Genomic DNA, 15,646 nt, shown 5'->3' on the forward strand with positions numbered 1-15,646 from the left:
TTTTGGCGGTATGCAGGTGCCGGTAGACGGGGTCAAAAATCATAGAAAAATTCAGTTGTGGATGAAAATGGACATTAGAGCATACGCGATGATCGGTGCTTTGGTGGCGATTTGGCTGTTGTTCTCCTTGCTTAACGACACGTTCCTGACACCAAGAAATTTATCCAACTTATTTTTGCAAATGTCAGTGACCTCGGTATTGGCGATTGGCATGGTACTGGTCATAGTGGCCGGACAGATCGATTTGTCTATCGGCTCGATTGTTGGCTTGACCGGCGGGGTGGCCGCCATTCTCAATGTTTGGTATGACTGGAGTACGGTCCCCGTCATTATAGCTACCATATTGCTGGGCGCAGTGATAGGATTCATTCAGGGCTGGTGGGTCGCTTATCGGGCTGTTCCCGCATTTATCGTGACGTTGGGCGGTATGATGGTATTTAGGGGGCTTTGGCTGGGCATTTCCGGTAGTAAAACGATTGCTCCGCTATCTCCCGGATTCAAATATATAGGCCAATCGTATTTAATTGGACCCATCGGTCTGATTTTGGCAGTAATCGCGATCGTATTTCTGGTGATTGGACTGCTCCGCAAGCGAAATTCGCGCAAAAAATATGGCTTTGAGCTGGAGCCCATGACGTTCACAATGGCCAAGGCTGTCATCTATGCCGCACTCATTCTCGGCTTCGTGCTTCTCATGAATCAATATCAAGGTATACCCGTACCCTTCCTGATCGTCATCGTCTTGGCAGTGATCTTCACTTTCATGGCCAAAAACACTGTGTTTGGCCGCCAAACGTATGCGGTAGGAGGCAATGCGGAGGCTTCCCGCTTATCCGGGATCAATACGAAACGAAGATTGCTTGTCGTCTTTGTGCTGTGCAACACACTGGCAGCGGTAGCCGGATTGATTTTAACCGCAAGGTTGAATGCTGCTACGTCTAATGCCGGTAATATGTATGAGCTGGACGCGATTGCAGCCTGCGTCATCGGCGGAACCAGCTTGCTTGGCGGTGCAGGAACGATTATCGGTGCTATTATCGGTGCTTTGGTAATGGCCAGTCTGGACAATGGAATGAGCATCATGAACGTGGACTCGTATTGGCAGCTGATTGCCAAAGGCAGCATCTTGGTCGTTGCCGTATGGTTCGATATTTACAGCCGTCAAAAAAAGAAGAAGGCGTAAGCAGTGCGAATTCCGAAGCTATTATGGATTGAACAGCAGTTGGTTGTGTACCTACTGCGAGGTTGTATGAGCGAACAACTCATGCAGCCTTTTTTTATGAAATGAAGTATTACCCATTCCCATAGACAAATACGTATAGATTAATTACAATACAATTAAGCAATACAAACCGACCCTTATGATTGGCGGGGTGGGTTTATTTTGCATGTGCAAGTATGAGAGCAAATAAGTTCGATAGATGATAAAGAAATAATTAAATGCTGGAGGTGACAATTAATGAAGGAACAGAGTACCAACAGCTTATCCAATTCCCCTATCTATCCTTCTGAGGACAGCCTGTTATTGGAGAATGACGAAAGACTTAGAGGTGCTTTGAAGGAACTGTCAGATATAAGACATGCCTTGGACCAGTCATCCATTGTGGCAATCACCGACCCGCGTGGAACCATTCTCTACGTAAATGATCAATTTTGTAAAATATCTCAATATGAGCGGAATGAACTGCTGGGACAAGATCACCGGATATTAAATTCAGACTATCACGCCCGCGATTATTTCAAGGACATGTGGGCTACAATAGGGTCCGGACGTATTTGGCGAGGAGAAATCAGGAATAAAGCCAAGGATGGCACGTTCTACTGGGTAGATACGACGATCGTTCCATTTTTAAATGAACAGGGAAGACCCTACCATTATGTCTCGATTCGAAATGATATTTCCCTTCGTAAGCAAATGGAGGAAGAGATAAGAAAAAGCGAGGAAAAATACCGTTTAATTACCGAAAATTCGTCGGATCTGATTTCAATCATCGATACAGCAGGGAACTTTGTGTATGCATCCCCATCTCATATGATTTTGTTAGGACACGACCTGACTAGCTTTGAATCCAGTCATTTACTTCAATGGGTACATGTAGAGGATCGTGAGATCGTATCTACTAGTATTCAGCAAATCATACATACGAGGAAATTGTCGACTCAACTGGAATTTCGAGTTCGAACGCGCAGTGATAGGTACTTTTATGTGGAAACGACACTCAATCCTATTCTCCAAGCATCCGGGGAGGTTACAAGCCTGGTTCTAGTCATGCGTGATATCACCGAACGGAAAAAATCGGAGCAAACGATCTACCATTTAGCTTACCACGATACCTTAACGGATTTGCCGAATCGAAGATTATTTATGGATCGGTTACGCAAGGAGGTTCAACTAGCGAAGCGTCATCAAGCTCAATTAGCGATTATGTTTCTGGATTTGGATCGATTTAAAGACATCAATGATTCACTTGGGCATGAAGCAGGTGATCTTATTCTTATAGAATCAGCTAAAAGAATCAGCCATTGCGTCGGTCCTAATGGTTTGGTCGCTCGTCTGGGTGGCGATGAATTTGTTGTGTTATTAAAGAGCCTGTCGAGCCTGACGGAAGTGGAATCCGTGTCAATCGACATTCAAACCATTCTTCAAGAACCGATCGAGCTTGCTGGGCAGCTTTATAGTATGTCCTGCAGTATGGGAGTCGTCTTATTCCCTTCCAATGGTAGGGACCCGGATGAGCTGTTAAAACGCGCGGATATGGCTCTATATGCAGCTAAGGATATCGGGAGGAATGGGGTCTCATTCTTTCATTCTGATATGGAGGAGCGTTCTTTGGCACGCATTTTGTTAGAAAACGAGCTGAAAAAGGCGATTGAGCTTGAGCAATTTCATATTGATTATCAGCCTAAGCTTGATCTATCGACGGGCCAGTTAATCGGTATGGAAGCACTTGTGAGATGGAATCATCCCGAATTAGGGAGAATACCTCCTGATAAATTCATACCCGTAGCTGAAGATACGGGGCTAATTATCCCTCTTGGAGAATGGGTTTTGCGGCATAGCTGTGAGCAAAATAAAAAGTGGCAGGCTCATGGTTATCCTCATGTACAACTGTCTGTGAATTTGTCGGCCAGACAATTTTATCAGCCTGACCTGCTAGATAAGATCAAAGAGGTATTAACGATGACGGAATTGGATCCGCAATGGTTGGAACTGGAAGTTACCGAAAGTATTTTTGCTGATATTGATCATGCTGTGACCATTCTGGAAGCAATTAAGGAATTAGGGGTCCATACCTCCATAGATGATTTTGGAACAGGTTACAGTTCATTCAGTTATATTAAGCATCTTCCCGTTAATACTTTGAAAATTGATGCCTCGTTTATTCGGGATATTCATCATAATAAAGAGAGTCAGGCCATTGTTAAGGCCATATTGACCATAGCTCAAACGTTGGATATCAACGTGATTGCGGAAGGTGTTGAAAGTCAAGAGCAGTTAGCCATTCTGCAAGAGGACGGCTGCAATCAAGGACAAGGTTTTCTATTCAGCAAACCCTTATCCGATCAGGATTTTGGAGCGTACCTGCAAGGTTTGCGAATAACTCGGAGTTAATGAGATTGTAAAGGTTTGCTTGCTATCCAGAGCAGCACAAAAAGCATACTGACGCGTCAGCATGCTTTTTGTGCTGCATGAACGCTCTATCGCGGATAAATCGAGTAGAGCCATTGCTTTACGGTATCCAGTTAATCCTGAAGCCTCGTGTTCAAAGGATGGGTATGCATTTTCCTGTATTCACCAGGTGACAATCCTGTATGTTTTTTAAACATCCGGATGAAGGAATTGATCGTCTGGTATCCGATCAGATGAGAGATATCCTGTATCTTTAAATCCGTCCCCTCCAGCATATGCTTCGCTTTGCGAATTCGAACGCCATTCAGGTATTCGATGAAATTGATCCCGGTTTTTTCCTTGAAATTCGTGGACAGGTAGGTCCCGCTAATATTCAGCTTATCCGCCACAACGTCTAGCGAAGCATCCTCTCCATAATGCTCCTCCAAATAATTCATAGCGAACGTAATCATCGGATCATAGGCTTCCTTTTTTTGCTTGATCAGCTGGACGCTTTCACTCAGAAAGCTTTCAAAATATGCTTTATACGGCTCCAGCGTATGGCATTCCTTCAGCTGCTCGGCTGGAGCCATATTGCCTTTGAACGGATGCTGGGTGATGTTCAGGGAGGCAAGCGTCTTCAACACCATATCGGCCGTTGATAAGGCAAATCCGGCAAAATGGCAGGCAGGCGACTGCTTTTTGCTCATCTGATCGAACATCCGTTGGACTAGCCGGTTCGTTTGCGGCAGGTTTCCGGCAGATAAATTATTGTGAAATTCCTGGGCTTCCGAAGGGCTAAAGGCCGAATCGGTACATTCATACGGCTGATGCTCAATAATCTGCGTATCCTCATTGAGACGCCGCAGCTTGACCAGTGAAGAGGCTTCCTCATAGGACTTGGTTATTTCCGAGGAGTTCCTATACACCCCGCTGTAAGCAATCGTCAGGAAGCATAGCTCCTTATCCAGATCGAATACCTTCTTCATATGCTCTAACGTTTCCCGCAAATCCGGCGTATTGTTTCTAATGAATACAAGCGCAATGATTTCATCCTTTTCCAGCTGCAGCGTAGCAGGATCATCATACTTCAATACCAGATTGTACTGGATAAATTCGCGAAAAAAACTGGACGCCCGATCCTGCTCGAAGCCTGCCTGCTCATTGAACCTTTTGCGGTAGGTAAGCTGGAAAATAACGAGCTGGAACGGCTTGTCATGGAACAAGGTTTCCTGCGTATCGGCTGCGTTGTTATAAATCTGCTTCAGCTTGTTCGTGTATGAATAATACCGCAGCAGCGAGTTTTTTTCTGCAAGCTCGTGATTGAAATTTTTGTTTGTCTGCAGCAGTGAGTTGAATTGGTCACTAATAATATTAAATTCCTTGATTTGCGTCTGCTTGGGAAGCTCCGAGTTGAAATGCTGAACGGACTCAATGATCCGTTTGATCGGATTGTTAAACTTGATGCTGATAAAGATCGAGGCCCCAACGCTGAACAGGATGGCAACGAGCAGCAGTGAGAACAGGATGATATTAAGCTTCTTGAACTGTGTGGATATATTTTCGTAAGGAACCCTATTGATGTAAGAGAAGCCGGTTTCGTTGGCAGTTTTATAAAAGTAGTAGTTATAATCCTTTTGCGTGTAGGTTTGATCAGCTGGAAAGCTTGGCAGCTTCGAAGAGGCAGAGCCATCCATCATGGTAAATAAAGCTTGGCCGTAGTTATCCATAATCATGAAGTTAGGATTGATCGATTGGTGGAATTTCTCAAACAGCTTGTCGCCATCCAGCAAAATAATAACGGCCAGCTTGGTATTCAGATTGTTCTTGATCATAACGGGGAGCAGGTTACGCTTGGTTAATGCCTTGCTGCTGTCCTTTTCGGTGAAGGTGCTCGCCGGATAGACCTTGAAGGTGAAGGGCTGGGCCATTTCTTGAAGCCAAAAGGATTCGTTGTATTGCGGATTAAGGTAATATTTGGAAAATAGACTTTCAGACTGGTGTGAACCATCCTTGTCGATTACATAACGCATATCGCTCATCATAACCATAATGTTGTATATAAATAAATCTTCATTTTCATATAAGGCCTTTACCGATTTGTTCACGGCACTGACGAACTCGTAATTCAGACTGCCGTTGCTTCGTTTGAGCAAATTCGCCTCCGGGCTGAACAGCAGGTTCAACGCAATTTTACGCTCCAGACGAAACTGGGCTTCGTAGTTCCTCACGGTATTATCCAGATTCAAATGGTTGTAACGAATGATCTCATCCTGAATCATGTCGCGGGAAAAGGAGTACGACAGGAAGTTAAATGAGATAAATAAAATGATAATCAGAATGAAGCTGGACAGCAGCCTTGTGAAGAGCGATCCCGGCTGTCGCTTAATCTTTAGCATGTTACCACACCACCTTCGTCCCTTTTAGGATAAATCCGCACCTCGGCATAAGTGGCAAGAGTGCCATGGATGAGACCCATTATATCATCACAAGCACGGCTTGAATATCAATGCAGCAAGGAAAACGGTGCGATCTTGTTATCCATTTTTGAGCTCTTTATCCATTATTACGATATATAGAGATCGGGCTCATATTGTAAAACTGGAGAATAGCCGACGAGTGAAAATTATTCTAAGCTAGCCTTATCAACTTGCGAAAGGAGTCTGCCGATGACGCAGCGAACTTCCATTCATAGCAGCAGCCCGTCCGATACAGCAGCTTCTGTATATGTAGACAATTACGGTCCCGTCAGCCGCTCGAAGTTCTCAGGGCTCATGCGACAAACCCGAAAAGGAAAATATTTGCTGCTGATGTTTCTGCCCTGTTTGCTGTATTATGTACTATTTAAATACGCACCTATGTTTGGAATCGTCATTTCTTTTAAAAACTATAACCTGTACAAGGGGGTGTGGCAGAGTGAATGGGTAGGCATGAAATATTACATTATGTTTTTTCAAAACCCGGATTTGTTCATTCTGCTGCGCAATACGTTCCTGCTGGGCTTCTATAAGCTGCTGTTCGGCTTTCCGGCCCCGATTGTCCTCGCACTACTGCTTAATGAAACGAAAAATGCGATTTTTAAAAGATTCGTACAATCCGTCAGCTACTTACCGCATTTTATATCGAATGTCGTGGTAGCGAGTATGGTCATTATGTTTCTTTCTCCAAGCAGCGGCATCATTAACCAACTGACCGGACTGCTGGGAGCTTCGCCCATCAACTTTCTGGTCAAGCCCGACTGGTTTCGTACGATCTATGTCGCTTCAGAAGTATGGCAGCATTTTGGCTGGGAAACGATCATTTATTTGGCGGCCCTGACCTCCATTGATCCTTTGCTTTATGAAGCGGCAGAGATTGACGGCGCATCGCGGATGAAAAAGCTGTTTCACGTTACGCTGCCTGGTATCGCGCCTGCCATTGTCATCCTGTTCATTATGAATGTGGGCAAGGTGCTGGAGATCGGGTTCGAGAAGGTGTTTCTGCTGTTCAATCCGGCAACCTACAGTACCGCGGACATTTTGAGCACGTATGTGTACCGGGTTGGTTTGACGAATGGTAATTTCAGCTATGCGACAGCGATCGACTTATTCACGGGTATCGTCAGTCTGATCTTTATTTATTCAGCCAACTATCTCAGCCGCAAGCTGGGGGAAACAAGCCTATGGTAGGAGGTCCCATGAGAGTTAAAATCAGCCTGTTTTCGGTTGTGAGTGCCGTTGTGCTGTCGATGGTAGCGGTAGCAACCTTGTATCCGTTCATCTATATGATTTCCGTTTCCTTAAGCAGCAGCGTATACGTGCTGCGGAACGAAGTCAGCTTTTATCCAAGAGGAATCAACCTCGATATGTATCGCATGGTGCTCAAGGACCCGCGAATTTGGCAGTCTTATATGAATACGATTATTTACACGGGTTTAGGTACCTTGATCTCCTTGGTCATTACCTCTATGGGAGCCTACGCTTTGGCCAAAAAAGAGATGGTGTTCAGAAAAGCATTTACGCTGATGATCGTGTTTACGATGTTTTTCGGTGGCGGGATGATTCCGACCTTTCTCGTTGTCAAAAATCTCGGTTTGATCGATACGGTATGGGGAATGGTGCTCCCTGGTGCGGTCAGTACCTGGAATCTGCTGGTCATGCGTACCTTCTTTTCGGCAATGCCGGTTGAGCTTGAGGAATCGGGAAGACTGGATGGATTGACCGACTTTGGTATTTTTATGCGAATCATCATTCCTCTGTCGAAGGCTGTATTTGCTACGATTGGTTTATTTTATGCGGTGGCAATGTGGAACAATTTTTACCTACCCTTGTTGTATTTGCGGGATGCCAATCTGTTTCCACTGCAGGTCGTTCTTAGAAATATGATTATGGCAGGTACGGAGGCGAGCAATGCGGGAGGTGAAAACTTCATCGTTGATGAATCCTTAAAGTATGCGGTAATTATGGTGGCGACCGTGCCGATTCTGATCGTATATCCGTTTCTGCAAAAGTATTTTTCCAAAGGGGTTATGATAGGGGCGGTCAAGGGTTAGCCAAGCTTATTAGATAAAGTACGACCCAACCCGTAAATAGTGATGTACATTCCATACGAGGAGAGATGACGATGAATATAAGATGGAGAGCTCTGACAGTTCTATCGATAGTGGCGGCGCTTGCTGCAGGCTGCACAGCACAAACCGGACAGGGCACGCAGGGAAAGGATACGGGAGCAGGTGAGAAAAAAACCTTCTCGATGCTGACCGAATCGACGACGAACTGGCCGTACAGCAAGGACTGGCTCATCTGGAAGCTGCTTGAGGATAAAACGGGGGTCAAGCTCAATGTCCAGCTGCCTTCCGGTAAAATGGAGGACGCGATCAATTTGTACGTCGCCTCTGGCAATATGCCTGACATTCTGGTCGTTCAAAATAAAGCGCAAGCGGACAAATTCGGACAGCAGGGGGCTTTTGTGAATTTGCTCGATTATTTGGACCAGATGCCTAATTTCAAAAAATGGATTGCCAAGTATCCCGATATTGCCAAATCCCAGCTTGCTGCAGACGGTAAAATGTATGTGACTCCCAATGAAGGCTTTGGTGAAACTAACCGTACCATCTGGATGTACCGCGAGGATATTTTGAAGAAAAATGGGTTGACGGCGCCTAACAATTATGAAGAGCTGTATGAAACCGCCAAGAAGCTGAAGCAGCTGTATCCCGACAGCTATCCATTCGTGTTCCGCGTTTCGAACAGCAGCAAGCTGCAAATTCTCAAATATATGTCAGCTAACTATGATACGTATGACGATTACTTTTATGACAATAAGACCAAACAGGTCCGTTACGGGCCAACAGAAGATAATTATAAAAAAATGATTGAATATATGGTCAAGTTTGCTAAGGAAGGCTTGATGCCGCCCGATTGGCTGACTACGGAAACGAAGCAGTGGCAGGATTTGATTTCAACGAATCGCGGTTTTTTTACAGCTGATTATATTGGCCGTGTCGACTTTTACAATACGATTATGCGCAAGGAGAATCCGCAGTTCAACTTTGCCTTCATGCCGCCTCCAGCCGGATTTGCGGGTGCCAAGCAGCAGAATGCGTACACCCAATTTGTAGAAGGCGGAATGTCGATTGCCGCGAATTCAACTAATATCAAGGGCGTAGCCAAATATCTGGATTTCTATTATTCGGAGGAAGGCAGAGAGGTCTCCAGTTGGGGTAAGGAAGGCGAAACATTTGTTGTTGAGAACGGCAAGAAAAAGATGAAATCGGATTTTGTGGACGTTACCGATTTACGTAAAAAGACGGGTCTTGCGAGCTTTGGAACTTATACGTGGATTGATTTTGACGCGCATCTTTCGTTATCCTCACCCGAGCAGCAGGCCGTATTCAAGGAAGCCAAGAAGTACGATTCTGAATTGAAGTTCAAGCCGCCGTTTACCGACAAGGAGCTGGAGATTGTATCCACGGTAGGCAAGGCTCTTGAAAAGGATCGGGATGAAACGATTATTAAAATGATTTTGGGTGATATCAGTATGGCCGATTGGGACAAATATGTCGCTAATCAGAAGAAGCTTGGACTGCAGCAGATGCTGGATATTTATAAAACAGCTTACGAGCGATTGAACAATACGAGCTTAAAATAAGCATTAAGGAGAGCGAGCATGCAGGAGTCTATGAGGTTTGCCATTGTTGGGGCAGGGGTTATTTCTGATTTTCACGCAAAAGCGATTACGCAGCATCCGCAGGCCGAACTGGTTGCGATAGCGGATAATGTTCTGGAAAAGGCTAGTAAACTGGCGGATGCCTATAACGTTGCTTCCGTATACAGCGATTATGAGCAAATGATCAAAAGGGAAGATATTGATGTGGTATGTGTATGTACACCGAGCGGTCTGCACGGGGAAGTCGTTATCGCTGCTGCTCAGGCAGGCAAGCATATCCTGTGTGAGAAGCCGCTTGAGATAAAAGCGGGCGCCATGACGGAAATGCTGGTCGCAGTCAACAAGCATGGCGTTAAAATGGGGTGCGTATTCCAGCGACGTGTCATGGAAGCATCGCTTGTAGCGCGTCGGGCCGTGCAGGAGGGTAAGCTCGGCAAGCTGGTGCTCGGTGACGCTTACCTCAAGTACTATCGCAGTCCCGAATATTACCGCAGCGCCGGATGGCGCGGGACCTGGCAGTTCGACGGAGGTGGTGCATTGATGAATCAGGGCGTGCATGGTATTGACCTGATCCAGTGGCTGGTGGGCGATGTTCAATCAGTATTCGCCTATTCGGCTCCGCTGCTTCGTGATATTGAGGTGGAGGATACAGCTGTAGCGGTTTTGAAGTATAAGAACGGCGCCTTCGGCGTCATTCAAGGTACGACCTCCGTGTACCCGGCACAGGAAACCCGCTTTGAGCTGCATGGTGAAAAGGGCACTATTATTTTTGCTGACAGCGGAATTAAGAAGTGGTCTTTCCTTAACAGCGATGAGGAAATGCCGACTGTTCAGCCACGGATTGATTCAAGCAGCAATCCGACTGACATTTCATCGGATGGGCATTACATCCTGGTAGATGATCTGATCGAAGCGATCCGCAATGATAGACAGCCGCTTATTTCCGGTGAAGAGGCTCGAAAATCGGTTGATCTGATTCTAGCGATCTATGAATCGGCGCAAACGGGTAAAGAAGTCGTTTTGCTGTAATGAATTTGAGATTAAATATAAGGACAAAGGATAAAGGAGTGAGGCATGATGATACCTGTAGAGCAGCAGCCACATCTAATTCGAATTGGAATGATCGGTCTGGATACCTCCCATGTTACAGCCTTTGCCAAGCTGCTGCATGATACCGACGGAGAGCATTATATTCCTGGGGCGAGGATCGTTGCGGCGTTCCCGGGTGGCTCACCCGACTTTGAAAGAAGCGTTTCAAGGCTCGAAGGCTACACGAATGAGCTGCGGGAGCAATATGGGGTAAAGCTTGTAGATTCACCTGAAGCCGTTGCGGAGCAATGCGATGCAATTTTGCTGGAATCGGTCGATGGGCGCGTCCATTTGGAACAATTTCGCCGGATAGCGCCGTTTGGCAAACCGGTGTTCATCGATAAGCCGTTTACTACGGATTATGCGGAAGCGGTCGAGCTTGTACGCTTGGCCGAGCGGGAGAGCATTCCGGTGATGAGCTGTTCGGCGCTCCGTTATGCTGAAGGCTTAACAAGAGTGCTCGAGGATACACGGACAGCCGGTTCGGTTATCGGTGCTGAATTTTATGGTCCGCTGGAAATTGTACCGACCCAACCAGGTTTGTTTTGGTACGGGATTCATACGGTGGAGATGCTGTACCGCTCTATGGGCCGAGGTTGTGTAGAGGTTCGGACGACGACTCACGCCGATCATGATCTGGTTGTCGGCCAATGGGCGGACGGACGTATAGGTGTTATTCGGGGAAACCGCCGAGGTAACAAGCAGTTTGGCGGAATTGTTCACCGGGAGAACGATTCTTATTTCGTCGATGTATATGCCAACGGTAAGCCTTATTATGCAAGTCTGCTGGAGCAGATTATGCAGTTGTTCCGCAGCGGCAGTTCAAAGATTGACCTCTCGGAAACGTTGGAAATTATCCGATTTATTGAAGCAGCGAATGCAAGCCGTGATTCGGGCGGAGTCAAGGTGCTGCTATGAGCTTGTTTCGTTTGGGTATTATCACCGACGAGGTGTCCCAGGATCCTGCTGTGGCGATTCGTATAGCCCAGCAGTATGGATTGGAGGCGCTTGAATTCCGTTCCGTTGATAATCAGCCGTTTCATAAGCTGAGTGATAACCGGATTGCCGAAATTGCTGCAATGGTACAGGAAGCAGGACTCGTTATATGCGGCTTATCCACCCCTGTCTTTAAATGTCGGCTCGATGCTGCCCAAGAAATTGAAGAGCATCTGGGCATCTTAAAGCGCTCACTGGACATAGCCAAGCAGTTGAAGGTTAAGCGTATACGCGGCTTCAGCTTCTGGGCTGATGGTGAATTCCACCTGAAGCTACCGCTAATTGTTGAGCAGCTGCGGCGAATCGAGCCGCTTTTGCAGGAGGCGGAGGTTGTGTACGCGCTTGAATTCGACCCGAGCCTGTATGCCTGCAATGCGAGGAAGGTTCGAAGTGTGCTGGATGCGGTGAACTCGCCGTGGATTTGCGGGCTGTATGATCCGGGGAACGATTTATGGGACCCTGATGGTGAAGTTCCATACCCTGACGGCTACAACGCGTTACATGGCACAATCGACCATATTCACCTCAAAGATGCCGTGAAAACCGAAGAGGGTGTTCGCGGTGTGGCAATCGGACGGGGAGAGGTTGATTATAAGGGTCTGCTGCAGCGTCTGAGCGAGGACCAATACAGTGGATACTTGGTAGTGGAAACCCATTATCGCTTACATTCGCAATTGACAGAAGAGCAGCTCAAACGCCCAGCTGGAAGTGATTTTTCAGCAGGTGGCGAGGAGGCGTCCCGTGAATGCTTGGATAGCCTGTTCGTACTGCTACAGGAGCTGGAACTTCTGAAAGGTACTGCCCGCTCATGAAACCGTGAATGTTAAGCAGGACCTTAATTAAAATAAGTCCAGCCTGTCCGTTGTACTGAACGCTATTACAATGGGCAGGCCGATGGTATTATAGCTGACCAAGTGAAGTACGTTTATGTTTGACAGATGGCATGCAGCTATTGTACAGTAAATAAAGTTAAGTGCTTAACTATTTATTGGCGGTGGTTGGATGAAGAAGGATCTGCAGGAATACGTATTGGATTTACCTTTGCATACGGTTGCTTTTTTTTCTCTGGTTGAAGCAACGGCCAAATTAGTCGATGTGTCGGAACGATATTGGCAGTCCAAAGGTCTGAATGGTGCCAGAATTCGAATTTTGGTTGAAATCATGAAGGAGGGCGGCACGATACTCCCTTCCATGCTGGCCCGTAAAATTGGCGTTACCAAATCGAATATTAGTCTCTTGCTGATCCCCTTGGAACATGAAGGCTTGATTATTCGTGCAAGCCATCCGAAGGACGGTAGGAAAACGGTGATTTCAATAACAAGTGAAGGCCAGAGCATTCTATTGAAGCACTTACCTGAAAATCGTCAACAAATTGCCGACAAAATGAACGTGCTGGAGGAGCAAGAACTGCAGCAATTGCTGATCTTATTAAATAAACTAACAAGAATGTAAAATTTCTTGTTGTCCATTTAGTTAAGTGCTTAACTAAAATACAACCATAGGAAGGATGTTATCCGATGTCGATTGTTATTACAGGAGCCAATGGTCAATTAGGAAGTTTAATTATTGAGCAGCTTCTCCAAAAAGTATCGGCAGATCAAATCGTTGCGTGTGTTCGTCACCCTGAACAAGCTATTGCGTATCAGAAGCAAGGAATTGAAGTACGTTATTGCGACTACGATCAACCGGAATCACTGGAACAAGCTTTCACCGGAGCCTCCAAACTATTACTCATATCAAGCTCCAATCCAAACGATACGATTCGGTTGCGGCAGCATGCCCATGTTATAGAGGCGGCGAAGCAATCCAAAGTCGAACATCTTCTATATACGAGCTTTGCTTTTCTCGGAGTCGGCTCGATTGCACCGTCTCATTTGCATTTGGCCACAGAGCATGCGATTCTGACAACTGGAATTCCACACACTTTTCTGCGGAATGCGTTGTATACGGATTTTGTTGGAGTGCTTGGTCTGGATACTGCTCTAACTTCTGGGGAGCTGAGCATATACCCTGGAGATTGGCAATTTAATACGGTGACACGAAGTGATCTGGCTAAAGGAACAGCAGCCGTTCTTACTGAATCGGGTCATGAGCATCAAAGCTATGAGCTGACTGCGCCGCGTCCATGGACCTTTCATGATCTAGTGATTGTGCTGTCTGAGCTTGCGGGTAAGCCGGTTTCACTCCGTCAGGATCCTCAAATCCACAACTGGATATACGGGTACTTGCGTAAGATCGATACGTCCTCAACCTCAGCAGATTTGGAGAAATTAATAGGTGGTCCCGTCACTTCACTGAAAGAAAGCATCCAACCCTTTATCACTGCTCAATATCAATGATGTCTATGAATTTGTCTATGAATTCTTTTACGAAAAACCCAGGTTTCACGATGCTTGGGCTTTTTTCTGTACATATCGGTTTCGATACTGTATATTTCAACATACTAGGTTTAATAATTAAGTATACAACTTATAGCGGAGTGATTATTTGAGTAAAGCTAAGGGCAAGGGTGGAACCGGTAGAGGAACAGACAGTAAAGGCTGGAATCGATGGCAAGCTAGCGCCAACAGAGCCAAGAACTCTCCCAAACCGTATACGAGCAAAGCAGATAAAGCAGGCGGTACTAAGAACGCTGGCAGTAATAAAGGTGACAAATCGGACAAGTAGACAAAGGAGATCGATGGTTTGAATAACATAGCAGCACAGAGTGAATTGCCCCCCAATTATGAGGGATTAGTCAAGTCAGCCAATCGTACAGCGAATTGGAAAGAACGGTTGGATGCGGTTGAAGAGCTGGGTCAGTGGAACAACCAACAAGTTATCAGTGTGCTTACACGGATCATGAACAACGATACGGTATTCCAAGTTCAAGAGGCTGCGTTCCATAAGCTGAAGGCTTTCGGTGAAGAGGTCCAACTGCCCTCGAAGAAAAAAGGCGAACTGATTAAAGGAGCTGCCAAAATATTTACAAGAATTAAAAAGAGCTTGCCTGAAGGCCATACGTATGAAGAATTCAAAGAAAAATTGAAAAAGATGAGAACTGATGTGTATGACACTTACGAAGGCGAAAAGGGCGCGGATTTTGATACGTGGCTTGAGCAAACCTGGGCGTCATTAACAAAAAAATAGGCAAGTTAAATAAAAGACCCAACACCATTGTTCATTACGGTGTTGGGTTTCTTCGTATTATGTAGCGTCCATACGTATTATTTAGCCAGATCAAAAGCTTTGCTTTGATTGATTGTAATCAGCTCCGACAGCTTGGTTTCAGAACCCACTCTTCGATATACCCATCCCTTTGCGAGCAGCGAGGCTTCCCCATTGTTAACTTCAATTTTTCCGGAATAAATCCGCTCGTCGCATTTTTTATGGTTACCATAATTCATATGATACAGCTCCGTACCGTTTCCTTTCAAGTTAAAGGGTTTACCGGGGGTGATGGTAGATTCCAGACCTGCAGAGGTAATTCCCGCATCTGGAAGCATGGTTCCATCCTTCTGGTATAAGTACAAGGTTATATTCGCGGTCGTACTGCTTGCATTTGACACTTGAAAACCAAAATCAAACGGGTTATCCGAACTACAATAATCGTGCATCGGAATTTGAAAGGATATGGATTGAGGAGAAACTGGTGTCTTTAAAGCTTGAATATTTTCAGTGGTCGTGCTTGAAGGCTCAACGGCTGTGGCGGGTATAACGAACATTAGGCTTAAGGCGATGGCTGGCAGCAAAGCTTTTTTCAGAGTATTTTTCATAGATAACGCTCCTCTTCTGGTCATAGTGCAGGTGCAGATAAATGTGGGG

The 15,646-nt window shown here is 45.8% G+C and carries 14 protein-coding genes; 12 read left to right on the top strand and 2 right to left on the bottom strand.

Going from position 1 to position 15,646, the window contains the following annotated elements; genetic code table 11:
• Window positions 1-10 precede the first annotated feature (10 nt).
• Window positions 11-1,183: a sugar ABC transporter permease gene (locus BK127_RS37410; RefSeq protein ID WP_076237802.1), complete on the top strand. Its 1,173-nt coding sequence runs from the start codon at window positions 11-13 to the stop codon at window positions 1,181-1,183.
• Between the two features lie 276 nt (window positions 1,184-1,459).
• Window positions 1,460-3,613, top strand: a complete 2,154-nt coding sequence (locus BK127_RS37415; protein WP_076237782.1) for a bifunctional diguanylate cyclase/phosphodiesterase — start codon at window positions 1,460-1,462, stop codon at window positions 3,611-3,613.
• Window positions 3,614-3,744: 131 nt separating this feature from the next.
• Here BK127_RS37415 and BK127_RS37420 read toward each other — a convergent pair whose 3' ends face one another.
• Window positions 3,745-6,009, bottom strand: coding sequence for an AraC family transcriptional regulator (locus BK127_RS37420; RefSeq protein ID WP_076237783.1), 2,265 nt, complete (start codon window positions 6,007-6,009; stop codon window positions 3,745-3,747).
• Between the two features lie 375 nt (window positions 6,010-6,384).
• Here BK127_RS37420 and BK127_RS37425 point away from each other — a divergent pair, with 375 nt between their 5' ends.
• The 10 genes from BK127_RS37425 (at window position 6,385) to BK127_RS37470 (ending at window position 14,971) form a co-directional block, all read left to right on the top strand.
• The gene (locus BK127_RS37425; RefSeq protein ID WP_076237803.1) at window positions 6,385-7,278 is read left to right on the top strand and encodes an ABC transporter permease; all 894 of its coding nucleotides are present in this window, start codon (window positions 6,385-6,387) and stop codon (window positions 7,276-7,278) included.
• An 8-nt stretch (window positions 7,279-7,286) separates the two neighbouring features.
• Window positions 7,287-8,141: a carbohydrate ABC transporter permease gene (locus BK127_RS37430; protein WP_076237784.1), complete on the top strand. Its 855-nt coding sequence runs from the start codon at window positions 7,287-7,289 to the stop codon at window positions 8,139-8,141.
• Between the two features lie 71 nt (window positions 8,142-8,212).
• Complete coding sequence (locus tag BK127_RS37435) at window positions 8,213-9,739, top strand: type 2 periplasmic-binding domain-containing protein (protein ID WP_144026675.1); 1,527 nt, start codon at window positions 8,213-8,215, stop codon at window positions 9,737-9,739.
• 18 nt (window positions 9,740-9,757) lie between these two features.
• On the top strand, window positions 9,758-10,786 hold the full coding sequence (locus BK127_RS37440; protein WP_076237786.1) for a Gfo/Idh/MocA family protein: 1,029 nt from the start codon (window positions 9,758-9,760) through the stop codon (window positions 10,784-10,786).
• Window positions 10,787-10,831: 45 nt separating this feature from the next.
• Entirely contained in the window at window positions 10,832-11,764 is a 933-nt protein-coding gene (locus BK127_RS37445) for a Gfo/Idh/MocA family protein (RefSeq protein ID WP_256711610.1), read from the top strand.
• The gene (locus BK127_RS37450) at window positions 11,761-12,654 is read left to right on the top strand and encodes a sugar phosphate isomerase/epimerase family protein (protein WP_076237788.1); all 894 of its coding nucleotides are present in this window, start codon (window positions 11,761-11,763) and stop codon (window positions 12,652-12,654) included. Before BK127_RS37445 ends, BK127_RS37450 begins: the two co-directional genes overlap by 4 nt.
• Before the next feature lie 190 nt (window positions 12,655-12,844).
• On the top strand, window positions 12,845-13,294 hold the full coding sequence (locus BK127_RS37455) for a MarR family winged helix-turn-helix transcriptional regulator (RefSeq protein ID WP_076237789.1): 450 nt from the start codon (window positions 12,845-12,847) through the stop codon (window positions 13,292-13,294).
• A gap of 65 nt (window positions 13,295-13,359) precedes the next feature.
• A complete protein-coding gene (locus BK127_RS37460) occupies window positions 13,360-14,181 on the top strand; it encodes an NAD(P)H-binding protein (protein WP_076237790.1) in 822 nt (273 codons plus the stop codon).
• A 148-nt stretch (window positions 14,182-14,329) separates the two neighbouring features.
• Window positions 14,330-14,509: a DUF3934 family protein gene (locus BK127_RS37465; RefSeq protein WP_076237791.1), complete on the top strand. Its 180-nt coding sequence runs from the start codon at window positions 14,330-14,332 to the stop codon at window positions 14,507-14,509.
• An 18-nt stretch (window positions 14,510-14,527) separates the two neighbouring features.
• Window positions 14,528-14,971: a HEAT repeat domain-containing protein gene (locus BK127_RS37470; protein ID WP_076237792.1), complete on the top strand. Its 444-nt coding sequence runs from the start codon at window positions 14,528-14,530 to the stop codon at window positions 14,969-14,971.
• A gap of 77 nt (window positions 14,972-15,048) precedes the next feature.
• Here BK127_RS37470 and BK127_RS37475 read toward each other — a convergent pair whose 3' ends face one another.
• Window positions 15,049-15,597, bottom strand: a complete 549-nt coding sequence (locus BK127_RS37475; RefSeq protein ID WP_076237793.1) for a hypothetical protein — start codon at window positions 15,595-15,597, stop codon at window positions 15,049-15,051.
• Between the last annotated feature and the right edge of the window lie 49 nt (window positions 15,598-15,646).

Source organism: Paenibacillus sp. FSL H7-0331 (assembly GCF_001956045.1).

What these genes read in the sequence shown, in the direction of transcription:
- BK127_RS37450 (WP_076237788.1), top strand. Translation starts at nt 11,761, where the DNA reads ATGAGCTTGTTTCGTTTGGGTATTATCACCGACGAGGTGTCCCAGGAT.
- BK127_RS37410 (WP_076237802.1), top strand. Translation starts at nt 11, where the DNA reads ATGCAGGTGCCGGTAGACGGGGTCAAAAATCATAGAAAAATTCAGTTG.
- BK127_RS37475 (WP_076237793.1), bottom strand. Translation starts at nt 15,597, where the DNA reads ATGAAAAATACTCTGAAAAAAGCTTTGCTGCCAGCCATCGCCTTAAGC.
- BK127_RS37420 (WP_076237783.1), bottom strand. Translation starts at nt 6,009, where the DNA reads ATGCTAAAGATTAAGCGACAGCCGGGATCGCTCTTCACAAGGCTGCTG.
- BK127_RS37435 (WP_144026675.1), top strand. Translation starts at nt 8,213, where the DNA reads ATGAATATAAGATGGAGAGCTCTGACAGTTCTATCGATAGTGGCGGCG.
- BK127_RS37460 (WP_076237790.1), top strand. Translation starts at nt 13,360, where the DNA reads ATGTCGATTGTTATTACAGGAGCCAATGGTCAATTAGGAAGTTTAATT.
- BK127_RS37425 (WP_076237803.1), top strand. Translation starts at nt 6,385, where the DNA reads ATGCGACAAACCCGAAAAGGAAAATATTTGCTGCTGATGTTTCTGCCC.
- BK127_RS37430 (WP_076237784.1), top strand. Translation starts at nt 7,287, where the DNA reads ATGAGAGTTAAAATCAGCCTGTTTTCGGTTGTGAGTGCCGTTGTGCTG.
- BK127_RS37415 (WP_076237782.1), top strand. Translation starts at nt 1,460, where the DNA reads ATGAAGGAACAGAGTACCAACAGCTTATCCAATTCCCCTATCTATCCT.
- BK127_RS37455 (WP_076237789.1), top strand. Translation starts at nt 12,845, where the DNA reads ATGAAGAAGGATCTGCAGGAATACGTATTGGATTTACCTTTGCATACG.
- BK127_RS37445 (WP_256711610.1), top strand. Translation starts at nt 10,832, where the DNA reads ATGATGATACCTGTAGAGCAGCAGCCACATCTAATTCGAATTGGAATG.
- BK127_RS37440 (WP_076237786.1), top strand. Translation starts at nt 9,758, where the DNA reads ATGCAGGAGTCTATGAGGTTTGCCATTGTTGGGGCAGGGGTTATTTCT.